18 protein-coding genes and 1 tRNA gene are annotated in these 26,975 nt (G+C 48.8%); 6 read left to right on the top strand and 13 right to left on the bottom strand.

Annotation, left to right across the window (positions count from 1 at the left end; translation table 11 throughout):
* Positions 1-257: 257 nt before the first annotated feature.
* The gene (locus ACYVF1_RS21835; RefSeq protein ID WP_461082829.1) at positions 258-1,109 is read right to left on the bottom strand and encodes a hypothetical protein; all 852 of its coding nucleotides are present in this window, start codon (positions 1,107-1,109) and stop codon (positions 258-260) included.
* Between the two features lie 519 nt (positions 1,110-1,628).
* Between ACYVF1_RS21835 and ACYVF1_RS21830 the strand changes: the two genes are divergently transcribed.
* Complete coding sequence (locus tag ACYVF1_RS21830; RefSeq protein WP_461082827.1) at positions 1,629-2,441, top strand: LytR/AlgR family response regulator transcription factor; 813 nt, start codon at positions 1,629-1,631, stop codon at positions 2,439-2,441.
* 50 nt (positions 2,442-2,491) lie between these two features.
* Positions 2,492-5,491, top strand: coding sequence for a ligand-binding sensor domain-containing protein (locus ACYVF1_RS21825; protein WP_461082825.1), 3,000 nt, complete (start codon positions 2,492-2,494; stop codon positions 5,489-5,491).
* Positions 5,492-5,564: 73 nt separating this feature from the next.
* Here the strand turns inward: ACYVF1_RS21825 and ACYVF1_RS21820 are convergent, their stop codons facing one another.
* Both ACYVF1_RS21820 and ACYVF1_RS21815 read right to left on the bottom strand, forming a co-directional pair.
* Positions 5,565-5,849, bottom strand: coding sequence for a hypothetical protein (locus ACYVF1_RS21820; protein ID WP_461082823.1), 285 nt, complete (start codon positions 5,847-5,849; stop codon positions 5,565-5,567).
* Positions 5,850-6,014: 165 nt separating this feature from the next.
* A complete protein-coding gene (locus ACYVF1_RS21815) occupies positions 6,015-9,284 on the bottom strand; it encodes a putative Ig domain-containing protein (protein WP_461082821.1) in 3,270 nt (1,089 codons plus the stop codon).
* A gap of 34 nt (positions 9,285-9,318) precedes the next feature.
* Between ACYVF1_RS21815 and ACYVF1_RS21810 the strand changes: the two genes are divergently transcribed.
* Positions 9,319-9,603 (top strand): hypothetical protein, encoded by a 285-nt coding sequence (locus ACYVF1_RS21810; protein WP_461082819.1) that lies wholly within the window; start codon positions 9,319-9,321, stop codon positions 9,601-9,603.
* 54 nt (positions 9,604-9,657) lie between these two features.
* Here ACYVF1_RS21810 and ACYVF1_RS21805 read toward each other — a convergent pair whose 3' ends face one another.
* The 3 genes from ACYVF1_RS21805 to ACYVF1_RS21795 form a co-directional block, all read right to left on the bottom strand.
* Positions 9,658-10,524 (bottom strand): DUF4595 domain-containing protein, encoded by an 867-nt coding sequence (locus ACYVF1_RS21805; protein WP_461082817.1) that lies wholly within the window; start codon positions 10,522-10,524, stop codon positions 9,658-9,660.
* Positions 10,525-11,087: 563 nt separating this feature from the next.
* The gene (locus ACYVF1_RS21800) at positions 11,088-15,221 is read right to left on the bottom strand and encodes a hybrid sensor histidine kinase/response regulator (protein WP_461082815.1); all 4,134 of its coding nucleotides are present in this window, start codon (positions 15,219-15,221) and stop codon (positions 11,088-11,090) included.
* A gap of 733 nt (positions 15,222-15,954) precedes the next feature.
* Complete coding sequence (locus ACYVF1_RS21795) at positions 15,955-16,161, bottom strand: hypothetical protein (RefSeq protein ID WP_461082813.1); 207 nt, start codon at positions 16,159-16,161, stop codon at positions 15,955-15,957.
* Between the two features lie 106 nt (positions 16,162-16,267).
* Here ACYVF1_RS21795 and ACYVF1_RS21790 point away from each other — a divergent pair, with 106 nt between their 5' ends.
* A complete protein-coding gene (locus ACYVF1_RS21790) occupies positions 16,268-16,432 on the top strand; it encodes a CAP domain-containing protein (protein ID WP_461082811.1) in 165 nt (54 codons plus the stop codon).
* A gap of 542 nt (positions 16,433-16,974) precedes the next feature.
* Complete coding sequence (locus tag ACYVF1_RS21785; RefSeq protein ID WP_461082809.1) at positions 16,975-17,541, top strand: dihydrofolate reductase family protein; 567 nt, start codon at positions 16,975-16,977, stop codon at positions 17,539-17,541.
* Positions 17,542-18,723: 1,182 nt separating this feature from the next.
* On the opposite strand, the gene ACYVF1_RS21780 is transcribed toward ACYVF1_RS21785, so the two are convergent.
* The 7 genes from ACYVF1_RS21780 to ACYVF1_RS21750 form a co-directional block, all read right to left on the bottom strand.
* Positions 18,724-18,794 (bottom strand) — tRNA-Cys (locus tag ACYVF1_RS21780).
* A 144-nt stretch (positions 18,795-18,938) separates the two neighbouring features.
* On the bottom strand, positions 18,939-20,720 hold the full coding sequence (gene rpsA, locus ACYVF1_RS21775) for a 30S ribosomal protein S1 (protein ID WP_461082807.1): 1,782 nt from the start codon (positions 20,718-20,720) through the stop codon (positions 18,939-18,941).
* A gap of 256 nt (positions 20,721-20,976) precedes the next feature.
* The gene (locus ACYVF1_RS21770; protein ID WP_461082805.1) at positions 20,977-21,492 is read right to left on the bottom strand and encodes an HNH endonuclease; all 516 of its coding nucleotides are present in this window, start codon (positions 21,490-21,492) and stop codon (positions 20,977-20,979) included.
* 171 nt (positions 21,493-21,663) lie between these two features.
* Positions 21,664-22,125, bottom strand: coding sequence for an SsrA-binding protein SmpB (gene smpB, locus ACYVF1_RS21765; RefSeq protein WP_461082803.1), 462 nt, complete (start codon positions 22,123-22,125; stop codon positions 21,664-21,666).
* A 460-nt stretch (positions 22,126-22,585) separates the two neighbouring features.
* Positions 22,586-23,176 (bottom strand): OmpH/Skp family outer membrane protein, encoded by a 591-nt coding sequence (locus tag ACYVF1_RS21760; RefSeq protein ID WP_461082801.1) that lies wholly within the window; start codon positions 23,174-23,176, stop codon positions 22,586-22,588.
* 78 nt (positions 23,177-23,254) lie between these two features.
* Positions 23,255-23,605 carry a hypothetical protein gene (locus ACYVF1_RS21755; protein ID WP_461082799.1) on the bottom strand — a complete coding sequence of 117 codons (351 nt, stop codon included), beginning with the start codon at positions 23,603-23,605 and terminating at the stop codon, positions 23,255-23,257.
* A 62-nt stretch (positions 23,606-23,667) separates the two neighbouring features.
* Positions 23,668-26,115, bottom strand: coding sequence for a penicillin acylase family protein (locus ACYVF1_RS21750; RefSeq protein WP_461082797.1), 2,448 nt, complete (start codon positions 26,113-26,115; stop codon positions 23,668-23,670).
* A 221-nt stretch (positions 26,116-26,336) separates the two neighbouring features.
* Here ACYVF1_RS21750 and ACYVF1_RS21745 point away from each other — a divergent pair, with 221 nt between their 5' ends.
* Entirely contained in the window at positions 26,337-26,873 is a 537-nt protein-coding gene (locus ACYVF1_RS21745) for a pyridoxamine 5'-phosphate oxidase family protein (RefSeq protein WP_461082795.1), read from the top strand.
* The last annotated feature ends 102 nt before the right edge of the window (positions 26,874-26,975 follow it).

Raw genomic sequence — 26,975 nt, 5'->3', positions numbered from 1 at the left:
TAGAACACTCAAAATCTGTTAGTTCGGGGAACGACTGCGCTAGTTCGTATCAAATGCTCCCCGTACTACATGAATAGTTGACGAAAAAAGCATGGGCCGCTTTCCAGGCTTAGTTACCCAGTACCAACCTGAAAAATATAGGTTGACGAGTAGCAGCTAATACAAGGAAGATTGTCAAAAGTTGGCTACCTAACAGAGAATAGCCCGAAGCCAGTGCAGATAACCATACCAGCTTCGGGCCTTGGAAAGTACGTACTTTATGGGTTTATAAGTATGTCAGAGTACCCATAGTCGTAGACTGTTTTCACGAGTTGGCCAAAAAGCTGCTTGGTATCTTCCCGCTTCAGAATATAGTGCTGAGTATTGTCCAGTGTGTAGTTAAACTGTGGAGCGTCTAGGAGTTCAACTTGGCTTGAATTGGGCAGGTAGCGATACGTTTTGTAGGAACTTACTAATTTGCCAGCAAGCCCACCATAGATCGGAATAAATTCATCGATAAGATCGCCCTTAGGCCAGGCGCGATAGTCGACAGTCGGTACCGCCGAGACCAAATTTCCGCTCTGATACTCAAAAGTAGTATACCATTTTTTCACGTTGCCTGACAAAGCTGTAATCTTGGTAATGGTGTAAATCGACGTATTGTCGTACGAGAATTCATACCGCGCATTTGAATCCTGATCCCGAATGGCATACAATCGGTACTTGGCATCGTAATCGTACTTATAGTGCTGCTCAAAGGTCGCGATGCTAAACGTTTTGATCCAAGCTTCCTCGCAATACCCATGCTCGTTGAACGTCATGATTGTTTTCTTGAGCCAGGTTCCGTTTTGACTTTCCAGAATTCCCAGGGTCTTTCCATTACTACCCCAGTTGTATTCACGAATTAAGCCCGGGGTAAGCGTAGACGTCAATTTGCTTACCTGCCCGAGGCTGTTGTAGCTCAGTTGCCAGGGCCCATACTTGGTCATTTTTTTATACGTGGCAGCGAGTCTTGCCTTCGATTGAGGCTCTACCTGAGTGGTCGGATAGGGTACATTGTCCTTTTCACAGGAACTCAAGGTAAGACCTAAAACGAAAACGGTTAGTGTTGTTTTGGTGAATGTGTTCATTAAATCGTTGTGTTTTTAAAAATGAATGCTAGAAAACATAGCCGCTTTGGCGACTTTGAAACGTATTGCCTACTCTGATCAGTTTTCGGCTTCCCTGTGTTGCCTCGAGTTATCGCCGATTGACATAACGAAGATGGCGGGTGGCCAAAGGATGGACAAAAAAAAACCGCCGAGTGGTGGGCAGTAGTAAACAAGTGATCAGATTTTCAAGATTGACCGTCAAGCTACCGACTCCAGTCAGCCGTCGTTCGCAGATGTATATGATAAGGATTGGCCGTTGTTAGCCGGGGCATGACTGCCGTCAAACTGCACACTTGACAAGTCTAGGCAGTGCTTAAACGTACGTAGCAGGTTTAATATGTAGACCGGTTTAACGGGTAATTCAGCAGTCACTTCTGATTTGCATTAGCCAAAGCGCCAGGTTGCTGGCGTTTCTGGCCGTCTTGTTTCTACGCTTCATTCCTTTTTTCCCACCACTCAACTGCTTTTTTTTGACTATCTTACGCCTTATCCTAAACTTTGGATACCCGTTCACGCTTCTCTCTTTTTTCGCCGATGAATGCCGTTATTATTGAAGATGTTAAGTTGGTAGCCAAAGAGTTAGCCTTTAAAATCGGAGAAATTGATCCCGCTATCCGAATTGTAGAAACATTACCATCCGTGAAGACGGCACTCAACTGGTTTGGCCGAAACGAAGAACCCGACCTGGTGTTTGCCGATATCGAATTAGCCGACGGGATGAGCTTCGACATTTTTAAACAGTTCCAGCTCAGTTGCCCGGTCATTTTTGTGACGGCTTATAATGAATACGCGATTCAGGCTTTCAAAGCCAACGGCATCGATTACCTGCTTAAGCCCGTTGATCAGACTGAATTAAAAATAGCCATTGAGCGGGCCTGGAGTCTGCATAAAAACAGGTCTAATATACCGGTCGATATGCAGCAATTGCTGGCCCTGTTTGGTCAGCCGGGCATGTCCCTGAAGCCGACGCATAAAGAAACGTTTTTGGGTAATTCGCGGGCGGGCTGGGTGCCCGTAAAAACGACGGATATCGCTTATTTTCAATACGATTCCATCAATTTCATCGTCACTCAGGCGAATGAACGCTATCCGGTCGATTACGACACGCTGGAACAGATCGAAGAACTGCTTGACCCAGCCCGGTTTTTTCGAGCTAACCGCCAGCTCATTATCAACTGCGATACGGTTCAGTCGGTCAAGAGCGTGGAAAATGATAAGCTGGTCGTTCGGTTACGGTCTCCCCACCATACGGTCGATGTGCAGATCAGCCGCCACAAAGCACCAGCTTTTAAGCGCTGGCTAAATCGTTGATGATGGCCTCCCCAAAACGCATCGACTTTTTAAGTTGGCTGCTAACACTATTGATCCATTCTGCTTTGTGGGCGCAACAGCCGCCCCTGGTGCCCTATGAATTCAATCACATCCAACAGGCCGATGGATTGTCCTTTAATTATGCCAGATGTCTCTTTAAAGACCGGGATGGGTTTTTATGGATTGGCACCACCAACGGCCTCAACCGGTTTGATGGGGCTCAGTTCACCATCTTCCGTCACGACCCGGCCAATCCTCACTCGCTGGGCAATAATGCCGTTCATGCCATTTGTCAGGACAAACGCGGGCACCTATGGCTGGCTACCGATACCGGTATTAGTGAATTCAATCCGGAGACGGCTCAGTTCCGAACGATGTCGACGGGGCTTGGACGCGTGTTGGGCAATTGCCTGAGTATCCTTTGCGATAGGGCGGGGACAATCTGGTTCTCGACGATTCATCACGGCTTGTTTCGCTATGATATACGCACGGACCACCTAACGCTCTTTACCCATAACCCCCAGGATCCGCGTTCCCTATCCGAAAACTATATCTCCGGCAATGGGCTGCTGGAAGATCCTCTTCGGGCTGGTATCTGGATAGGAACCCGGCGTGATGGCGGCTTAAATTACCTGGATATTGCTACGGGGGAATTTCAGAATTACCGCAACAACCCGGAAGCATTACCCATCTTCACCCCCCATTTTACGGGGGCGCTGACGCTGGACGGAACCCAGATGCTGTACGCGGATAATAACAAAGAGCAGATTGTCGTCTTCGACCTGAAAAGCCGTCGCCTGCTGCGAACGATCAAACCTATCAGCCAAACGGGGCGCCGGGTCGATGAACTGAACTCGATTTTTGTGGATCGCCAGCATAATATCTGGATCAGCAGCCTGAGTTACCTGATGTTTTATGTGAAGGCGGGTACCGACCAGATACGCGAACTGATGCATAAAGACACCCGGCGCACCTCCATTGCGGGGAGTTGTTTCTGGGCGGGCTGGCAGGATGAGGACGGCACCATCTGGCTGGGCACCGTCAATGGCATTTCCTACACCAATCCAGGCCGGGCTTTATACGAAGCCAATCCCTTAAGCCGTTGGTTCCCAACCCTGAAAACGGGAGCGCTGATCAATAGCTTCTATGAGGATTCTGATGGCTCCTGGTGGGGTAGCGAAGTACATACCCCAGCGACGCTACTGCACTATTCGGCTGAAACCGACCATCAGGAACGGTATCGGGCACCAGGTGCCTTCTTCGCCTATGGCATTGGAGCCTACGGCCCTGATTTGTATGTGGCTAGCCCAACACACTTGCTTCGATTCAACAAAAAGACTCGCCAATTTTCTCCCATCCCGCTGCCCGCCTATGTTCGAACCGACAGGATACGGGGTGGGCGGTATCGACTGCTTCAGCAGAACGATTTACTGTGGCTTTTTTACGAGGATAAACAAACGGTTTGTTATCAGATTACGACAGGCCAATGGCACCAGTATCCTATTCTGTCTAGTTCAGACCACCCCAGATTCTGGGTTAGAAATGCGCTGATTGACCGCCATAATGAGGTGTGGCTGGAGCTCTATCCGGAAGGCTTTGCCAAATTCTCCCCCCAGGCAAGGCAATTTATTCTGCAAAAAGGTCCTGCCGAAGCCGAGTTTGAGAATACGATTTCTTCATTTATCGAAGACAAAAAGGGCTATTTCTGGCTGGCGACCAATGGCTACGGGCTGGCCCGCTATGATCCCCGCACCCAGCAGTATCGGTTCTGGGGCGTACACAATGGATTAGGTGATGACCATTGTCTGGCGGCTTTACCAGATCAATACGGACATATCTGGGTGGGGTCTTATAACCTGTTTTCCATATTTACGCCCGCTCGTAATCAGTTTTTGACTATTAGTTTACCCTACAGTGAAGATAATCAGGAGTATTTTAACCATATGTGGCCGCTGAGAAATGGCCATATCCTGGCCGCGATTAAAGGGTATCTGATCGAATTTAAACCGGAAGTCTTGTCACGTTTCTCCGTTAAGCCGGCTCCTGTTTTACTCAGTGGACTAGTTGCCAGCGATTCAACGTACTTACTAAATGGCCCAAAACCGACGGTGCAACTTAAGGCTTCGGACAATTCGTTTTCCGTTCAGTATTCGGTGCTAGGCCCGCTCCACGAAAAGCAATATTTGTTTCGCTATAAGCTGGAGGGCTACGATACAGAGTGGAGCAAAGCCAGTTCTCAAACCAGCGCTGGCTATACCAAACTGCCGGGTGGCGATTATGTGTTTGCCGTGAAGGGGGTGTCTATCAACAACATGGAAACGCCAGTCCGCCGACTCACGATTCATATCGACACGGTATTTTACCAAACAGCCGCCTTCAAAGCGTTGCTGCTATTGGCCTTACTGGCCATCACTATCGGCCTGATTCGCTACCGGGTGGCCCAAACCGCCCGGCTGCATCACCTTCAGGTGCAGACGACGCGGCTCGAACGCGACAAGACCGAAATCCAGTATCAGAACCTGATCAATCACCTCAATCCACATTTTCTGTTCAATAGCCTTACTTCGCTCAACAGTCTGATCATTATTGATCCTAAACAGGCCTCTGGATTTTTACAAAAATTATCAGCGATTTACCGCTACATTTTACAGAACAAGGAGAAAGAAACCATTAGCCTGGCTAGCGAATTGGCCTTTGTACAACAATATATTGATTTACAGCAAGCGCAACTTGAAGATGGGTTACAAATTTCCATAGATATAGCTACTGACTACTTATCCTACGAAATCGTACCCGTCACGCTTCAAAACCTCCTGGAGAACGCCATTAAACATAATACCACAGATGAGGATAGCCCGCTTCGAATCCGAGTGTTTGTCCAGGATGCGTATGTGTGGGTGGCAAATAACCGTCAAAAAAAGCCGCTGGTCAAAACCTCGAACAAACAGGGTCTGGATAGTCTGAAAAAACTCTATGCCTACCTAAGCGACCATCCGCTTTTAATTGAGGAAACCGACACTACGTTCATCGTGAAAGTTCCCTTGCTTTGACCTTAATAATTTTAGTGGACGACATTTAGCTATCTATTCAACCCTAAAGAGTGGGCAATTATCATTTTAGGTATTACTTATCTGGATTTATATTTTCCAAAATGATGCTCCAAAGTACCTGAGAAGGCATCGTCTGCGCTTGTGAGGCATAAATTGTGCAGGGCCTATACGTTAGGTGAACTGCCGCCAGACTGGCTTGATCACAGGTAATGACAAAGTCGCCGTTACGTTGACGAACAATGGTAAACAGAAATGATTTACCGGGTCGGACCTCCACCCACTTATGGCCAACAGTCGAGCAACCACTATTATCAGGCTGGGAAGGACCAGATGCTTCATACCAATCGGTGGCTTTCATAATCTAGTTTTCAGTACTAATTCAATTGCTTTTCGCTAAGCAGAAATCAACAGTTGGCTTATTGTAGATAACTGCGTGTTTTTGGCTCTTACAAGCATTTCATGCCAAAGCCCTCCAGCACGAATGACGGAGGGCTTTCTGTTAGATTGATTCGTAGTGCACTAGTTACCGTTTGAGTACCTTGAGTGTCCGTACCTGAGTGGACGTACTGACTTGTAGCAAATACATTCCTCCTGACTGCCGATGCATCTCAAAACGATATTGCCCAGTCACGTCAGCCGGTGTTACCTGCTGGCTATCAATAACCTGCCCGCTCAAATCGGTTAGACGTAACGCTAAGAGTTGGCCCGCTGCTCCCTGAACCTCGACCTCTAGTACGTTATTCTCCACCGGATTGCCCAGCAAGCGTACCCGTAGACCATTCTCCTCAGATTCACTAGTCCCTTTGCGAGCACCATTTCCATTACAAGCTGTCAACCAGTTGTAGGTAAAGCTGGCTTCGCCCGCCGTGCCGGTTTGCGTTGCTTTCAGGGTAATAGTCGGATTGTCGATGTACATTTTCAGCGGATAGGGGCCTGCATTGGTAGTAGGGAGCATTTCATTGACCACCGAGAAACTTACCGGTTGACCGCTCAGACCTGCATATTGTGGGCTAAAATTGAGTAATCGCTCGTTGGCTGAAACGACTTGGCAACTCACTAGTGTAACGCCTGTGATGGCAAATGCGCCATTCCCTGACTCCGGGTTTACCGCCAAGATGAACTGGGTGCTGACACTCAAGTTGCCTCCGTCGGTGGCGGTAATCGTTACCATTGACGTGCCCAGGTTTGTGGGCGCACCACTGATGGTTGCCGGAGCGGTAAATTGCAAGCCCGCTGGCAGACTGGCTACTGACAGGGTTAGTGCATCGCCGTTTGGGTCGGCGAAGGTGGCCGCCGGAATGACATAGTTGAAGGGTTGATTTAGGGTGGCAGCCTGCGCGGGAATGGTATTAACGACAATAGGCGCCTGGTTGCCTGACGATACGCCATCACAAACCGCCAGCCAGTTGTAGGAAAAGCTGGCTTCGCCCGCCGTACCGCTTTGCGTTGCTTTAAGAGCGATAGTGGGGTTATCAATGTACATGTGCAATGAATAGGGGCCTGAGTTGGTAGTAGGCAGTAGTTCATTCACCACCGAGAAACTTACCGGCTGGCCGTTAGTTCCGGCGTATACTGGCGTAAATGTCAGCAAGCGCTGATCAGCCGCCAACACCTGGCAATTCACCGTCGTTACGCCCGTAATGGCAAAATTACCTGGATTACCCACTGGATTGATCGTGATGGTAAAGGTAGCCTGGGTACTCAGATTACCCGGATCGGTCGCCGTGATGGTTACTGTTGACACCCCCTGGGCAGTGGGAGTACCACTGATGGTGGCCGGGGCCGTGAAAATCAAACCAGCAGGCAAACCAGTCACATTATAGGTAAGTGCTAACCCCTCAGGGTCGGTGAAAGGTGGGAGAGTTTGGGTAAACATCTGATTTACCGTACCACTTTGATTACCAATGACCGGGGCCACAGGTGGCTGATTCACAGGTGGCACTACGTTATCATCCGGCGACGTAACAATCGTTGCCCCGTCTCCAACGGCTACGAACTGGCCATTGCCATGGGTTAGGCTATAGAGCCTCTTTCCGTTACTATTGGAAGTACGGGCCGTCCAGGTAATGCCATCAGGTGAGGTAAAAAGTATACCATTCTTGCCCACGGCCACAAATTGACTATTGGCAAATAGTACGTGGTCAAGGTCGCTTCCCCCCGCGAACTCAGCTATCGTCGTCCAGTTACTGGCATCGGTCGAGCGAAGTGCCTTACCATTAACACCAACTGCCACATAGGCGTCATTCCCGTAGGCAATACTGTTTAACGTACTGGTAGTTCCCGAGGTCCGGGGTGTCCATAGGGCTCCGTCGGGCGAAGTGCCGATTCCCCCGTTAAACCCAACGGCCACAAACTGACCGCCCCCGTAGGTAACTCCTCCGTAAATATTAGCCGATTGGGTAAAATTGTCAGTCCAGGTAATGCCATCAGTTGACCGGGCCGTAAGTCCCGCGCCCACAGCCACAAACCGCCCGCCACCATAGGCAATTCCGTTGAGTGTTTCGAACAGAACATTGTAGCGCTTAACCCAGACTTTACCATCGGTGGAGGTATGAATCTGGGCACCGCTCCCAACAGCGGCAAACAATCCATTGCCAAAAGCAACATCGTACAAACCATTTCCTCCTCCGTTGAGTTGCTGAACATCGCCTAGGGCGTAGTTCAGGCCATCGCCCGACGTAACGGCAAGATTAGCCAGGCTAGTCGAATTAGTCGGCTCGTTCAGATAGCTACCCACGGCAACGTAGCGTCCGTTACCATACGCAGTTCCTTTGAAAACCATAGTATAATCAATTGTCAGCGGCTTCCAGTTAATTCCGTCGGATGAGGAACGGATCGCACCCTCATCTCCAACGGCCACAAACTGACCGTTAAGGTAATGAACCGCTTTCAAGGACAAATAGGTACCAGACGAATGTTCTGTCCAAGTCAGGCCATCCGCCGACGTAAGCAGTTTATTATCTATATTGGCTACGGCCACAAACTGGCCCGTTGTTGGTTTGTAAGCTACACCAGTTAGGAAGGACGCCGAACTAGCAACTGTCTGCGGAGTCCAGGTAATCCCATCAGGCGAAGTTACTATTGTGCTGTTGATGCCTACGGCGACAAAGTTGCCGTTGCCTCCAGCCGTAACGCCGTACAGATTTTGGGTGGTGCCGGATGTACGCGTGGTCCAGGTTACGCCATCCGGTGACGTTTTAATGACACCCTCTGAGGCTACTGCGACAAAATTGCCGCTCCCGTACGCTACATCCAAGAATGAAATAGCAGGACCCGGTGGGCCAGCCACCTGGCTCGTCCAGCTTATACCATCGGACGACGTAATGATGGTGCTATTGTACCCGACCGCCACAAATTTTCCGTTTCCGTAAGCAATACCAATTAAGAGTGCGGACGTAGTGGAAACCTGGCTCGTCCACGTCAGACCATCCGATGAGGAGAGAACCCGGCCGTTATTGCCCACCGTCACGAACTTACCCGCAGCATACACGATGGCGCTTAAGCCGTTAGCCGCTGTGGTTCCGGCAACCTGATTAACCCAGGTACTGCCATCGGTCGAGATTCGGATAAGGCCATCTTCGGCACCAACAGCTGCGTAAGTTCCCGCTCCATACGCTATATCGGACAACTGTTTACTGCCCATCTGCGGACGTGCCATCCAGTTGGTTTGGGCGCTGGCGCTCAATGCAGTTATGAACAGAATGGCGTTGATCAGCCACTTACGTAGCCAAATCGACGTATCAAAATGGGTTGAGACTACATTCGTTTGAGAACGTAAATATCGCTTTTTCATATTTGTGTACTGTATAAACTAAAGGGTGAACGTAATGAAACTGTACCTGAATTTGGCTGCCTGCACGAGCGTATGGCTACTGATTAAGCATCCTGATGTAAATCTGGCTTCGGAAAGCCTTATCACTAAAAAATTTCAGGTTGAGTGGGTGCGTCAGCCGTTAAGTAGTAGGCAAAAAGCGTTTAACTGTTTTTTGGGTTTTACCAACTTTATCAGGCTGTTAAGAGTCTTTTCATCGTATGTGACAGGTAGCTATAAACCCGAAAATGGCTCCGATGAAAATACCGAAGCCATTCCCAACGTAGTAAAACCCTTATAACTGTCTGCATTTATCAAGGGTGCAGAAAAGATCGAACGCAGATCTATATACGTACTAAAGCTGTAAGGGTATATTGGTCAGTACGTATTCATGTAGAAACGTTTTAGGCAACGTACCGCTTTGGCCGTTATATTCAATTTTTTTCGTTACGTAGCCTTCTGTGTCTAGCGTGTATACGTAAAACAAATCACTGGGAACATAGAAGAAGGAACTGCCCGGAGACCGCTCATACGATACGTGTTTAAGTAAGTGCTTACTGGGTTTACCAAAAATGCGTAGGTAGGTATCGTGTGCAGCCATCTTGGGAACAGTAATGTTCAATGGGTAGGCATCGTTCAGCAGGGGGGCACTTACTGGCTCATTATAAGCAAATTTGATGTCGATACCATCTGAAATACCCGTAGTAAGCCTTGCTCCAGTCATATCGCCATCTGAGTTATAGCTGTACGTGATTCCGCCAACACAACTGTTTTTATTCATACAAGACCATAATTGACCTTTGTCAGTATAACTGTATATCCAGTGGATATCACTGTAAGCCCCAGCTTCGACAGATTCCGTACAGCGACCGCTGGCGTCGAGGGTAAACGTTTCATCACGAAGGACGATCTTTCCCTGATGGGTAAACGCCCTGATCTGGCCAGGACTGTAGGTGTAGTCGGTCTGAACAGGCATACTGCCACGAACGGGAGTTGTCACCGCCAGCAGTTGACCGTTGTCAGCATAAGTCAGCTTAGCATCCCCATATTGGGTAAGCTTGTGCACTTGGGGAACGCCGACTTCAATGCCATCGGGCGGGGCTGCTGACCGGGCGCTACCGGTTTGACCTGGGGTGAGGAAACTGTCTTTCTCGCAGGCAGTTAGACCGATCGATAGGAAGACACTCGTAAGTAAGGTACTACGTTTAATGAATGTTTTCATTAGTACTTTGTTGTTTTGATTTGGAATGAAGCTACCCGGTGTGGGTGCCCTTGTTGTTTATTGTTGAGCAAAGATGCTCCTTGCGGTGATAGGCCATCAACTGTTTTAACTCCATTGGTTCTATCCACCAATTAAAGTGTGGGCAATTTGAGATAAAGTGTTTAAGGGCATTAGATGTCAGTTTACATCAAAACTATGCACACAAAAAGGAAAGCGCTTCGACGCGAACACGGAGAGCCCTGCATCAGGCTTGATCGTAAACAAACCGAACAGAACTTCAGACAATAAGATTGTAAAGCCACACTGATCGCCTGGAGCCACGACCGTTCACTTAATAACAAAGGACACGCTTCGATGAGTGTTGTACCCGATAGAATAGCTCTGTTTTATAAATCCTCACAAAACCCTCCTACGTGAGACGAACGAGCGCTCATGTGTCTGTTTCAATATTGGGGTGCTTGAATGGAGGCTGCCAATATTCGTACGCTTTAACCAAACTACTTTAGAAAGGTGTAGTCCGAAATAGGGCAGACCGCTTCCAACGAATGTAAACGGTAGATCGGCTACTTTGTCTCCCGAAAATTACTGGGAGAAACCCCTTTCTCTTCCGAAAAAACCCGACTGAAGTACCGGGGATTGTCAAAGCCCACCGCATAAGCAACGTCGGTAACGCTCAAGGATGAATTGAGAAGTAATTCTTCGGCTTTTTGCAGGCGAAGAGACCTTAGATAAGGCGTTATGGACATACCGGTCAGCGCCATCATCTTGCGGTATAACGAGTTCCGACTCATGCCCATCAATTGGCAGATCATATCATTATCAAGTGCTACGTTATCCAGATGACGTTCTAGTGTACTACGTAGTTTCACTAAAAACTGATCTTCACGCGCCTGGGCCTCACCGACGAGAGCCGAACTAGAATCCATTTGACCCAGCGCCCGCTGGCTGTAATAGCGCTGTAGCAGCCGTCTGGTCTGTAGTAGGTTACTCAACACCTGGAGTAACTCTTCTCGCTGGAATGGCTTAACCAGATACGCATCGCCCCCCCGTCGTAAGCCCGCAAGCCGGTCGTCCATCGCGGCCCGTGCTGTCAGTAGTACAATCGGAATGTGGCTGGTACGTTCGTCGTTCTTCAGGGTATCGCAGAGTTCAAAGCCGTCTTTGATGGGCATCATCACATCGCTCAGAATCAGATCCGGTGTGGTGGCTATGGCCTGGTCAATACCGATCTGTCCGTTTTCGGCCCGTATAATTTGATACTCCTCCCGTAGACAAGTCTGAATGTAGATGGCCACATCGTCATTGTCTTCTACCAGCAGCAGCACGGGGTGATTAAGGGCTTCGACCCAGTCTGGGTCCCTCCAGACTGGGTCAGAGTCAGACCGGACAGGGGCGGGCAGTACATCGTCGGCCAAGGGCGCCTGCCGGGTCAGGGGCAGACAAACGACAAATTCAGCACCTGGATTCAGACTGGATTCCTCTGGACCCGTTCGGTTACGAACGGCCAGACCGCCCTGCATCAGGCTAACCAACTCCCTCACCAGTGAGAGACCAATACCAGTCCCCCCACTGGCAGATTCGGCCGTGTCAGACTGTATCTGATAGAATCGGTCAAAAATCCGGGTCAGGCTAGCGGGATTAATGCCGGGGCCGGTATCGCTGACAGTGATCTGAATCCACCGGTCGTTCAGATGACCTGTTGGCGTTAGTACTTCGTGGTAGCCTGCTAAGGCAAACGATTGCCAGCGGGGCTGAATGGCTACCTCACACGTCACCTGCCCCCCCGCCGGCGTAAATTTGAGGGCATTTCCCAGCAGGTTGGTGATAATATCCTGTAGTTTGTCTGGATTAAAATCGGCTTCACAGACTTCCTCTTCAGCGTGTATAATCAGTCGTACACCCTTAGCCATGGCTATCAGTTGAAACGATTCACTGACGTAGCGAACGAAACGTATTAGGTCGGTTCGCACAAGTTTAAGTGGCATCTGGCCAGCCTCCAGCCGGGAGAGGTCCAGGATCTGATTGATTAGTCGCAGCAGTTTACGACTGTTACGTTCAATCAGTGTAGCCGACTGCCGCAATTTGGGGTCTGCTTGCTGATTGAGGTTGTCGGCCATGCCAAGAATCACTGTTAGGGGGGTGCGGAACTCATGGGAGATGTTGGCAAAAAAACGGGATTTTGTTTCGTCAAGCTGTTGTAGATCCTGAGCTTGCCGGGCGATAACCTGAGTGGCTTGGTCAATCTGGATTTGCAGCCGGATTTGTGCCTTCTGATACTGCCAAGCCCGCCACCGCCCCCAGGCCCATATCCCGCTCAGTAACAAAACCATCAACGGAAAAGCAAACCAGCCTCGCAGATAAAATGGCCGCAGTACGTGTACCTCAATGGACAGAGTAGCCGATGATAATCGACCGTCGGCGGCCTGTCCTCTGATCAGCAACTGATGATCGCCGTATGGCAGGTTGCTCAGCCGCAAGTAGGGTTCGGTCTGGTAGTGCCACGTATCGTTCAGCCCGCTAAACTGGTAGGCGTACGTATTTTTCTGGGCATCGGTGTAGTTGAGCAGCGCGAAGTCGAGAATACTGCTTCGGTCGCCGGGTTGCAGCGTGATCAGGTTGGTCTTGAGTAGTTCCGCAGTCTTGTCGATCAGTTTGTTACGCTCGGTGTCGAACTGGCGGAAGGAGACCACGCGCAGGGGCAGGTTGGGTAGGGGCGGCTCGGCGTCGAAATCACGCGGGTCGAAAGTCGTTATCCCGTTCAGACCGCCAAAATAAAGCCGTCCCTGCGCATCCTGGTAATGGGCAATGCGATTGAACTCGTTGTTAGTGATGCCATCGGGCATCGTATAGGTCCGGGTGGTAAGCCGGACCGGATCAAACTGCATGATGCCGTTGTCGCTGCTGAGCCAGAGGTGACCCCGATGGTCGGCATACACCGCGTAAATGTTATCATTATTCAGCCCGTCGGCCCGCCGAAACTGGCGATATTGGCCCTGGGCTCGATCCCAGCGCACCAACCCTGTATTAGCCGTTGCCAGCCAGAATACCCCTTGCGTGTCCTGGTAAAAATGCTGGTAGCTGTCGGCGGGTAGTTGAGACGCCCCCCGGCCACCCCGCCAGTAGCGGGCCGTAACGCCCTTTTTGGGATCGACGGTATAAAGGCCCGTTGTCGCGCAGAGCCAGATCGTGCCTTGCCGGTCGGTGCCAATGTGCAGGATGTGAGCCTGGGCTAATTCGGGAAACTGGTTATAACCCCGAAAGGGAATCACCCGGTTAGCGACCGGGTCGACAAGCCACAGACCAGGATCGCCACCGGCCAGCAGCCGATGGAGTTTTGTCGAATACGGATGAATACTCCAGATCATCGTTCCTGGACCAGGGGTCGGCATCACGGTGGTTTTTGCGGTCTGGTATTCGTAGGCCACCAACGTAGTAATCTGGGCTAAATACAGCTTTCCGCCCAGCGGGTCGCTCATACTGTTGAAAACCCCTTGGTCCGCCAGCAACTGACGGGCCGACCCACCCGAAAACGTACTGCTGAACAAACCCACATTTTCCAGATTCGTGTACAGCGTTTTTCCCACAGCGGTAATACCCCGAACGGCGGGTTTTTTTCCTTCGCCAGGTTCATAGAATAAGCGCTGAAAGTAGTTTCGGCCCACCCGGGTCTGGTAGAGACCAAAGCTGGTTCCCAGCCACATACTCCCATTCCGATCACAAAAAAAACTTCGGTCTTCAATCAGACCGCTGGGTAGCTGGCTGGTGATATCGAGGAGGACCCGGCCGGTGGAGTCGCGCAACTGGCAGCCATTCCAGAGCAGGCCATGCTGATTAAAAGCGTAGGCTAGTGGATATAGTATTTTCGCCGATTCGATCAGGGCTGGGGATAGGGTCTGGCGATGACCCGCCCCGTCAATTTTATATAGCTTTAGGATCGGGCTTGATGGACCATTTCCCTTTGTGTGTCGATAAAAGAGTTCCGCACTGGCATTCGATTGGCCCCGGCAGGAGAGGATGGCTTGTGGGTGATCATACGTTTGCAACACGCGCCCATCCATTGTTAATTCGACCAGTTTGGTTTCATCGGCAGAGACCCAGACCGTATTTCGAGCCGTAACAGCCTCCAACGTCAGGCTCTTGTACTGGGGTAACGATACCGTCCGTAACCCCGTTTTGGGGTGGTAAACATTCAACTTAGCTGGCTGGTAATCGACGAACACGATTGTTCCATCTTTGCCACTCAGCAGAGACTGCCTTACCCCGAAAAAGTGCGTAGGTCGGGATCGGTGGAAGCGTTTTTCGAAGGAGGTGGCCACGCCCGTTATCGGATCAAACAGGGTGATGTTTGACTTCCCCACGGGCCCCATCAGCCACAGCAGCCCATCGGCATCCTGAGCCATAGAGTGAATGTCATCGAAATCGAGCCCATTTTTCTCCTGGGTATAGGTCGTGAACGTAGCTCCGTCGAAGCGGCTAAGGCCCAGCTTCGTACCGAACCACATAAAGTCCCGCCGGTCCTGGAGAATGGCGTTCACTTCGCGGTGGGCCAGGCCGTCTTCGGGGCCATACCGCTGAACGGAGGCCACAAAATGTTGACCTCCGGCCCATGGGCAGATGCCTACCAACAGGGCCAGTACCAGGCTAATCGTTTGCCAGTGGTAAATACTTATTGTCCGACTCGGAGGATGGGCTGCCAACTCTAATTAGTGCCTTAGTTTAATACGTACACCCAGTAGGCAATTCGATTGCTGCTATCATACCCCGTGCTGGTTCATTACTATAAATGTAGAGCTTTTCTTTTGTTCTGGCAGTCAGGTTTAACACGGCAGAAATATAGATATACAGCTAGCTTAACCTAGACAGATCAAGTTTGTTTTTCGGAACGAATGAAACAAATCGACTACTTCTTTTTTACTTTTTGGCCAAGGCGTGACAAAATTGCACTGGGTTAAGTAAAATCTGCACCTATTTGGGTGAAATCTGCGTATCGATCTGATTGCTTTGATCTAAACTTGCCTGCCCATTCGACACCCAACAAGGCTCTCTATTTCCATCCTCCATCAGAAGAGAATGAGTCGGGATTGGCGGCCTTCGAATCTTCCAGTTTTCACTTGATCCCTATTAAATATACTTCCCCGTTACTTTCGTGCGTGGGCATTGTCTACCCTGGTAGCGATTCACCTTACCACTTTTTTTCTTTAATAACTGTCTGTTTCAACGCATCTGTATGACGCTTTCTTTACTTTCGTTTATCCGGTTTTGGCTGTAGGCCGTCAGTCTGTTAGTACTCTTTCTCGGTGCTGGCCTACTGGCCCAAGCCCAGACCATTCGTTTCGTTAAATCAACGGCTACCGGTACCAGTGATGGCAATAGCTGGGCCAACGCTAGCGGTAACTTGCAGGTGATGATTAGCCTCAGTGGTGCATGTGATCAGGTCTGGGTAGCGCGGGCACCTACAAATCCACCACCGGCACCGATCGGACTATCAGCTTCTCGATGAAGAACGGGGTGGCTATCTATGGCGGCTCTGAGGGTACCGAAACTGCCCTGAGCCAACGGGTGCTGAGTACGCCCCTGGCGACGATCCTCAGTGGCGACATTGGCACCACGGGTAACGCCGGCGATAACAGTTACCACGTTATTAGTAATCTGCCGGGCCTAACCACCAGCGCGGTGCTGGACGGCTTCGTCATCACCGGTTGTAATGCTAATGGCAGTGATGAAGTTTTGGTAATGGAAATGTGTGGCGGTACAGCCATGGCTGAACTCGGCCCATCACCGGGCCAATTTGTTAAATCCCTACTTTACTCATGTTGGCTGTGCTGGCCGTCTGTCCGTAAAACCCTTTCAACAGCCTCGAGCACCCTTTGGTAGGGTAGTACAAAATTTGGCTGCGCTCGCGTACTGACTCAGGATAGGCGATAACCATCCTTTGTAATTTTCTTTCGCTCCTGTTTACAGTACGTTCCGCTTCTCATTAGTCAAGTGAGGAATTGCCTACTCGGCGTCGCAGTGGCGCTTCACCCCTATCTTGTTCCGCTCAATTACTTAGCCTTTAGTGATCGGTTCAGGTTGGTACGGGCCTGATCTACCGTGACAACTAAAAGCAGGCCCAATACAGCCCCCGCCAGCAGAAAGGTTATCGACATGTTCTTCATCTGTTTCCATTGATTAGTTAAAAAGGTAACTCAAAACGGGGTTACTTGTTAATGGTGCATCTCCTTAATCGATCCCACAGGAGACAAAGGGATATATTTTAGATCCATTACATAAAGGGAGACTGGCTTAAAATTGGCCTGAACATGATCATAAAGTCTTCTTTATGGCTATAACTGAAGAGCTAAATACGTTGGGTTAGGTGCACATATGCGTAAATCACCCTGATATTGTCGCGATTGGCCTTTATGAGCGTACCGAGCTTGGTTTAATTTTGTGCAAAAAATAAACTACATGAGAAAGTTAGTTTTGTTCGCCCATATATCTCTGGATGGTTTTGCTGGAGATAGTAACGGCGGCCTCGGTTTTTTGTCCTACAATGAGGAGCTTCAACAATTCGCCGACGAGCTGGTAAAAACGGTAGGCGCTCCTGTCTACGGTAAGAATACGTATCAATTAATGGCCGGTTACTGGCCCACCGTTTTGGCCGATCCTAAGGCGGACAAACATTCGCTTGACCACGCTCGATGGGTACACCAGATTCCCAAAATCGTTTTTTCCACTACATTACCGAGCGCCGATTGGCATAATACGAGGCTGATCAAGGACAATGTTGAGGAAGAGGTGAAGCGACTTAAACAGCAAAAGGGCAACGATCTGGTAATATTCGGCAGCCCTGGCCTAGCCAAAAGTCTAATGAGTCTGGGCCTGATTGATGAATATAAACTAACGCTGCATCCGGTCATACTGGGGACAGGTATTCCACTGTTCGATAGCCATACACCCATGAGTAAGCTGACCTTAGTGGAATCAAAAACACTTGGTTCAAGGGTAGTGACGTTGCATTACACGGCAGGGTGATAAGCTTTGGTTAACTCGTCACCTTAGAATGTTTTTCTGATTTTATTATTGAAGGTATGAGACAATCAGGAGTGCTACCCTCGCAACAGCTTTCTTCGAAAAAGACTACTTTTTTTTGGATTACGTTTTGATCATATGCCCCCCTCTGAATTTTGCACACGTTTCTTTTTGCCTGAACTAGCGGTCAGGCAGCAACGTGCTTTTGACGATTTTACCTACTCCTCCCTACAAGTCAATTTCGTAGGGTCTATCTTTTCGGTAGTCAATATCAGCCTGTATTTTGTCGGTTAGTTAAACGCCTTGATTAACGGCAAAGAGTAGCATTTGTCCCTCCTCAGCGCGTTGATACCTGTTTAATCAACGTAGTGAATTGTTGAATTAATTGGCGTAGGCATTGCGGATATTATGCGCCATGTACTAGCATTGTTTGTCGAGCGTTTTCCCAATCTGCTTTACCGTTAGAAACCGAGCTGCTACGTTGTCGAACGTCGGCCGGTCGGTGTCGTACAAGTTCCTTAACTGAGTGGCCGACACGAACCGTTGACGCGATCGCGGGCACTTTATAATAATATCTGTAATCAGGCGTAGTGGGTGAGGTGGTTCAATGGCATATTTACCTGGTTAATTGCTGACAGCAACTGCCCAATGAAAGGGGGGGGAATTCCCCAGTTTCGTTAGGTGTTCGTTAATACGTTTCAGTAGAGGGCCGTTAATAGCAGTTAGCTGGTTCCAGTTCTGACCAATGAGCGTAACTGCCACTTTCTCCCGTACTGCCCAAACAAGGGCCGGTAACGTCGTCTTTCCCGACCCAATCGAAATAACCTTTGCAGCAGTGTAAGCCTGTTGGCGTTGAGTCTCCCACTGAAACACCTCAACTGTCTGACCGGTTGAGATGACAAATCGTTTGTTTTCGTAACGAAAGAATAAGAGGATAATGCTTCCCTGGCCAGACTCAGTTTTTCAGCAGAAATTTAACCGCCTTGTCAGTAACTGTTTTCATTCTGTAATTCGATTTGGTCAATACCTATTCACAAAAAGTTTAATCCAGGGGGGCGAACCAAGGGACGGATTTAGTTGATTAAAGTTGGTTATTTATTATAAACTACGAATAATAAAAAAAGGCTAATCAGTTAGAAAACAGCCATTTCGCTGTAAAACTGATTAGCCTTTGTACTAAAGTTGAGGTTCCGAGCGGATTCGAACCGCTGTACGAGGTTTTGCAGACCTCTGCCTAGCCACTCGGCCACGGAACCCTATTTCCCCTCACACATGACGTATCACGTATTTGGGAGTGCAAACATACGACTTTATCAGTTAAATTGAATAGTGACATTGAAAAAAATACCCCCATGCTACGTAGCATGGGGGTACACTTTTTACAAAATGAGACGTAACGCTTAGTTCTTGCTTTCCATCTGCTCTTTCAAAGCAGCCAGTGCGTCAAGATCACCTAACGTAGCACCACGTTCTGCCTGTGCAGGAGCGGCTTTTGGAGAAGCCGCTTTACCAGCTTTGGCCTCTTTAACAGGCTCGTTTTTCTCCTGCCACGTCTTGGTGTGCGACAGCATAATACGCTTCTCTTCTTTCGAGAACTCAGTTACTTTGAAATCAAGCGATTCGCCTACTTCAGCAAACGTACCATCTTCTTTTGACAGGTTCTTCAGCGATGAGAAACCTTCGATACCATAAGGCAGTTCGAGGGTTGCCATCTTGTCGTTTTTGCTCAGGATGGTGCAACGGTGAATCGTACCAACAGCAAAGACGGTTTCGAAGGTATCCCATGGGTTTTCTTCAAGTTGTTTGTGACCCAGTGCCAGACGACGGTTGTCTACGTCCAGTTCCAGAACTACAACTTCTAGGTCGTCACCTACTTTGATGAAATCTGATGGATGCTTGATTTTCTTCGTCCACGACAGGTCTGATACGTGTACCAGTCCGTCGATACCTTCTTCCAGCTCAAGGAACAGGCCGAAGTTGGTCAGGTTACGTACTACGCCTTTGTGTTTGGTACCAACAGCATATTTGCTACGTAGTTCTGGACGAGTCCAGGGATCTTCCGTCAGTTGTTTGATACCGAGCGACATTTTCCGGTCGTTACGGTCAAGTGTCAGCACAACGGCTTCAACTTCATCACCAACTTTCAGGAATTCCTGCGGGTTACGCAGGTGCTGCGACCACGACATTTCTGATACGTGTATCAGGCCTTCTACACCCGGCTGGATTTCGAGGAACGCACCGTAATCGGCTACGTTCACGATTTTGCCTTTCACTTTCGAACCAACCTGGATGTCTTCTGCCAGCGCATCCCATGGGTGAGCCTGAAGCTGCTTCATGCCCAGCGAGATACGTTTTTTGTCCTCGTCGAAGTCGAGAACTACTACGTTCACTTTCTGGTCGAGGTGCAGTACTTCCGATGGATGGCTGATACGTCCCCACGAAATATCCGTGATGTGCAACAGACCATCGACACCACCAAGATCGATGAACACACCGAAGTTGGTCATGTTTTTGATAACGCCTTCCAGTACCTGACCTTTCTCCAGGTTGTTCAGGATTTGAGCGCGTTGTGCTTCGAGGTCTTTCTCGATCAGGACTTTATGCGAAACCACTACGTTGTCGTTTGCATAATTGATCTTGACGACTTTAACCTCCATTTTCTTACCAACGAAGATATCGAAATCGCGAATTGGCTTCACGTCGATCTGCGAACCTGGCAAGAACGCTTCAACACTATAAATATCGACAATCAGACCGCCTTTCGTCCGGCGTTTCACGAAACCATCGATAACGAGGTCATCGTCAAGCGCTTTCTGAATTTTCTGCCATGCCGTAATTACTTTCGCTTTCTTACGCGAAAGAACCAGTTGGCCGTTCGGGTCTTCCTGATTTTCTACGTAAACTTCAATTTCATCGCCCATCTTCAGATCCGGCAAATCCCGGAATTCAGAAGCAGGTACCAAGCCATCCGACTTAAATCCAATGTTGAGTAATATCTCCCGGTCCGTTATCCCAACGACGGTTCCCATTACCACTTCTTTCTCTTTTACTTCCGACAACGTATTGTCGTACATCTCCAACATCCGGTTGCGATCCGCATCCGAATAGCCACTCCCAAACCCTTTGTTGTCTGCGCGGTCCCAATCAAATGCCGGCAGGTCGCGTTGCTGCGTTTTGCTCATAAAAAAAAGTTTCCTGACCCACTCAGTACATCAGCCCGTAGGTCAACGGCGGACTGACTTTTGGTTATATAATTGTTTCTTCCGAAAAAGGACTGCAAAGATAGCAATTGCTTTCGGAAAAAAGTTTCGGAAACGGCAAAAGTGTTTGAAATTGAGGGAGAAGGCTATTAAAAATAGAAAAGGAGACGAAAAGTTGAGAAAGAAAGCCAACGCCATCTCTCTTTTCTTCTCGTCTCCTTTTTATCAGAAAGAGCAACTATTGAAACGCCCTTTCTTTTTTCGCCAGGAACGGCATCCAGCTTTGTTCGATTGAACCTGAGAACTCACGCAGAAAAACCAGGAAAGTTGGCTTAAATGGCTTCTGACGTAGTTTCAAATTTGCTTCTTCGGGCGTAAAATCGCCTTTGCGTGAATTGCACCGTTTACAGGCCGTTGCCAGATTATCCCAACTCGTCTTCCCTCCCCGCGATTTTGGCAATACGTGATCCAGCGTTAAATCTTCGGTAGTTCCGCAGTATTGGCAGTGATGACCGTCGCGCTTGAAGATGTTTTGCCGGGTCAGCATTACGCCTTTATAAGGCAGATTAACGTAGCGGTGGAGCCGAATGACGGATGGCATGGAGAACTCGGCAGATACGGTTCGGAGCTTAAATTGCTCAGACTCGGCAACAAGTTCAGCTTTATCCAGGTAAACCAGCAAAAATGCTTTGGGGACGGAGCAAATGCTGAGGGCACTGTAATCTTGATTTAAGACTAATACTTTCCTACCCATACATGTTTATATGCCTCTGTACGGTAGCAATTTACATAGTTATCCACATAACGGCAATACTTCGGGGAAATTTAGTTTGGAGAAGGCTCTGACAGGCTCCGGCTGTCAATTGTAGCTATTGAATTGTCCGCAATCGTGTCTTCAACAGCCAGGTCCTGTCGGGGTCTTCCATCAATACCGCTCGCGCTGCATATCGCGCTCTACGTCGCGTTCTTTGATACTTTCACGCTTATCGTAGAGCTTTTTACCTTTCGCCAGCGCTATTTCGATTTTGGCAAAGCCGCGTTCGTTGGTGAAAAGCCGGATAGGAACGATAGTTAAGCCCTGATCTTTTAATTTTTCGGTAAGCCGTTTGATTTCGCGTTTGGTCAGTAAGAGTTTCCGCTCGCGGAGGGGTTCGTGGTTGTAATACGTTCCTTCTGTATATACCGAAATGCTCATCTGACGAATAAACATCTCATCGTTCATAATCAGGCAGTAAGCGTCCTGCAAATTCACTTTTCCCTGACGTATTGATTTAATTTCGGTACCGGTCAGGACAATACCAGCCGTATACGTTTCCAGAAATACGTATTCAAACGATGCCCGGCGATTTCGGACATCAACCTGTTTAACAATTGAAGCAGAAGCCATACTAACTAGGTCAAAGGGCTACAAAGGTAGCTGAGTATGACCAAAAACACGGGAAATTGCACAGAGGTTTGTGACGCTCGGAAGAAATAGCATTCCAAATAAGAAATAGGACGCCTGGGGGGCCGGTGTTTACACTCTCACGAATGGTACCGAAATCACAGCCTCAAGATCCGGTACGGCACCGGCCCAAACCCAAGCGATGTTTGGCTACTCTTCCCTGAGGCTTTTAATTCCACAAGGTAGGATTGCTTTGTTTATGGGCAAAAATGGTGCCTAGTCTGTCTAACTAGCTGAAGTTTCATAAACCGTATACATCAATTCGCGGATTAATTGTCACTTATGTCAAAACGGTCTATAAATTACAGATTTGGCGTCTATTGTCAATAAGTGTGCCAAAACGTGTTTAAACAAAAAATCCGCCTGAATTCAAACTCAGGCGGATTTTTTATGCTACTGTACTTTATTTTTTTGTCTGTTTCGACTGGTATTCTTTGTTAAGGCCATCCAGAACGGTTTTGGTTCGGTCGGCCGCCTGATCGGCAAACAGAATGCCTCCGCCTTTGGTGTAGCCTAATACAAACTCATATTTATTCTGAGCATTGATTTTTTTCAGATAATCGTAAATCTGATCGTAAAGCTCTTTGTTTTTGGTTTGCTCTTCCAACGCCAAATTCTGCGCAGCACGCTCGCGATACGCCAGAATGTCCTGCTGTTCTTTCTGAAGCGACGCTTCGGTAGCACGGCCTTGCTCCTGAGTCATTGTTGGGGCACGTTGCTGGAAGAACGCGACTTTGTTTTGCAGGTTACGCCCTTTGGCAGCCAAATCGTTTTCCAGTTGGAAACGCTTGCTTTCGAGCACTTTTTGAGTGTCTTTAAAATATTCGTATCGGGTAAGTAGTGAATCAACATTCACGTATACAATGGATCTGCCTTTAGCTTCGACGGGGGCTGCGGGAGCAGCTTCGGGCTGGCGATCTTTAAAATGCAGGTAGTACAGAACAGCTACGGCAATTGTCAGTACGACATTTAGAATCAACGAGGCATTCTTCACAGGAAACGTATTGATTAGTGACAGTTTATCTTACAAAGTTATTGAAGTTGTTTGAATTAGCGATTTATGATTTATGACCTATGCGGTTTGATTGTCAGTGCTACGTCGAATAAGGTAGCCGCTTAGTCCTGCAAGTCCGCCAACCAACCCACTAAGAATTGCCGTCGCCAGCATGGGCATGGCCGCGTTACTCATTTTGAAAAGAAGTTGACCCATACGTGCCGTAAAAATTCCATCAGTACGTAGATGTATAAGTATGGCGTAGAAAAGCCAAACAATAGCCACTCCTGTAAAACCGTAAAAAAAAGCAGCCAGCGCACCCGGACTACGCCAGAAACAAACCAAACCAGCCACAACCGCCAGACTCCACCACGGGAGCATTAACTGAGCCAGAAAACTGAGAACGGCAATCAAAATAATTTGCATCATAATACTGGATTTGCTTCGAAAGCAGCGGATTTAATACGTATCAAATGGGTTACAAAAACGGGTCATTTCAAAGTCATAGTCCGTTTTAATCGCGGATTTTTATCCTGCGCGGTTTGCAGATAAAGCAGTTCGTTCAATTTCCCGAGCCGCCAGGTTTCAATCATGTTCTGATAATGAGGACTTCCTGGATTTCCTGACTGCCCCCCCGGATACAATCCATACGCTTTGGGCTGATCGCCCAGAGCCACAACCATACGCCACGACGGGCCGGTACGTTCGTTGGTGGCATTGACAACCGTAGCTCCACCGCCAACGTCCAGGTCGAGCGCGCTGAACGCATCGACGCCCGGCAATAAATGGCGAATGTCAGTTCCCTTATGGGGTCCCCAATTCCACGACGTACCGACGGGACCATGTTTTTTCACCAACGTATCGCATGTAGCGCGGAAACTCTCGTTTAGTACGTCGGAAAAACGTTCACGAATCGGCGTCTTCGTATTGTCGAACCAGCGGGCGCTGGTATCGCGCTGCATCATCGTCAGCGTCCGGTCGAACGAGGGAAATCGCATGGGCAACGTATCACCGGTATCAAATTCGTCGGCCCAGATGGCTTTTGTGAGTTGAGCGATCCATTCGGTGAAAATAGTTGGGCCAATTTCGCCGGCATTGTTGCTACGTTGCCACTGCCGCAATGTCTGCAAGGCGTTACGTTGCTGGTCGTTCATACCTTTCTCCGATAGCTTGGGTAATAACGTAGGAAGAGCATCGGATGCGCGCAGATTATAATTATCATTCTGAAGCATGCGCAAACTGTCGATTGTTGCTCCTTTCATGGTCGTTAACCGTTGATTGATACGTCTTCCACGCTCAGCAGGGGCAAATTGCCAGTTGATGTAGTAGGGGTAGGTTGGATCAGTAGAAAACTGATTTGCCGAACTGACGAAGCCACGAGGAGGGTTTTTCACCAGTGGATTCTGATCGGCAGGAATGTATCCGTGCCAGTCGTTGGCAGGGTTTGTGCCATCCATCAGGAACTTACCCTGATTTTTCCATTTCAACGGAAAACGTCCATTGGGCGAAATCGCGATGTCATTATTCTTATCGGCGTACACAAAATTCTGCGCCGGTGCTACGTAGTAAGCCAGTGCTTTGCGGTAGTCGGCAAAATTCTCGGCCCGATTCAGCTTGTAAAAACAAAGCATATCGTTCGACTGCTCATGCGCGATCCAGCGAGCGGCATAACCGGTCGGAATGCTCGGCCGGAATGGTTTAGCGCCCGTTTCGTAAACCAGCGGACCGTGATGCGTATAATAGACCGTATCTACTACGTCGGGTTTGCCTTTAACTTTAATCGTTTCGAGCCGGCGCCGAACCGGTTTCCACTGATTATCATGCCAATATTGCTGCTTCGATGCGTCTTTAAATTTAATGGCGTAAAAATCCAGTACGTCGGCCCCGACATTGGTTACGCCCCAGGCAACGCTTTTATTGAAGCCGATAATTACGTTGGGGGCTCCGGGCAGCGACGCGCCATACGTATTGACCGTTGGCGACACCAACTGAATCTGGTACCAAATTGATGGCAAACTCAGCGTCAGGTGCGGGTCATTCGCCAGGATTGGGTGGCCAGTAGCCGATTTCTGCGCACCCACGGCCCAGTTATTCGAACCGATTTCAGGATTAGCACGGTTGGGTGATACGCCAAAACCCGGTGCAGATAAGGCAATTAAATTGGTAAGCAGACTATCCTTGGAAGGAGTTGGTAAAGGCAACGGCTTAAAATCCCACTTGGTACCGGACGGAATAATTGGATCTTCGCGGGTGGGATAATCCGGGAACAGATCGGACGTAACGGCAGCTCCGTATTTACGTAATACGTTGGTCATCAACAAATCATCGGCTCCACCGGCCAGTGTGCTGCTCATCTGTTTCAGCAGAAGCGCACATTTCAGGGGCGTCCATGGTTCGGGCGCGTAGCCAAGTAATTTATATTCAATTGGATATTGAGCCGGCGAAAGTTGATCAATCCAGGCGTTAATGCCCGCCGTGTAAGCCGCCAAAACCTCGCGCGTAGTGGGGTCGGCTTCCATGCCTTTCAGCGTTTGCTCGGCACCGTAGCCCATACCCAGATGGCGATTAAATCGGTCTAGTTCGAGGGCCCGTTCGCCAACAATTTCCGAAACCCGGCCAGCCGCAGCGTGCGTCTGAAACTCCATTTGCCACAGCCGGTCGCGGGCGGTGATGTATCCCTGCGCGAAATAAAGGTCGTAGTCGTTTTGCGCAAATACGTGCGGAATGGCTAAATCGTCGAAAACGACTGAAACAGGTGCACGGGTGCCCGTTACGTTCACTTCTTCATCGTTGGTCTGATCCGACTCGGCATTTTGCCAGAAACCAACAAACGGGCTAAGCAGCGGCCCAAAAGCAGGAATACCGCCCCATGGACGATTGAGTGCCCAAACGAGCGCAATAGTCAATATTGAAACTAAAATAGCTGTAAAATAACGCATGGATGCGAGTAGATACGGATACGTATCAATGCCAGTTCAGCATTGTATCCTGCAAATAAAAAGTTTTCTTATCCCAACTGGCATCTGATACGTATAATATTTATTAGTCGATTAGTTTTTACGTAAATGTATAGCCAGGCTGGAGACTTTTTAGGCATTAGATGAAAAACCTTTGATTAAACAATACGTTGTAAACGAACTATAAACTAGCATCAAAAGCCATGGATAGTATCAATCAACAACAGCCTGAACAAAACCACGAAGACCTCAGAGGTACCGAAGCCGGGAAGAAAATTAAAGAATTGGCGGAGGACGCGCGTACTTGTTACTTCTGTACCAAAATCACTACGGGGCAACCCATCAAAACGCGGCCCATGTCGATCCAGAAAGTAGACGAATCGGGCAGTTTGTGGTTTTTGAGTGCCAACGACAGCCATAAAAACGCCGATATTGCCGCTGACAACCGCGTACACTTACTCTTTCAAGGTTCGCAAAATTCTGATTTTCTGAGCGTTTACGGCGAAGCTACTATCTCAACCGACCGAGCGTTAATTAAGGAACTTTGGGAGCCGTTGTTAAAAACCTGGTTCACCGAAGGTGAAGATGATCCACGTATCACCGTTATTCGCGTCGATGCACGGGAGGGTTATTACTGGGATAACAAACACGGTAACGCCGTAGCCTTCGCCAAAATGGCTGTTGGTGCCGTTATCGGCAAAACACTAGACGATTCTATTGAGGGAAATTTGTCGGTTTAGCTATTAAACTGTTTGTTTCTGTGAAGGCAAACTCTTAAATCTGCCTTCACAGAAACGATACGTATCAAGCAGAGTAGCTAACAAACTATTACGTCCATTTTC

Source organism: Spirosoma flavus (assembly GCF_054778555.1).
Note: the sequence above shows the minus strand (reverse complement) of the source record. Positions and strands in the feature narration are given on the sequence as shown.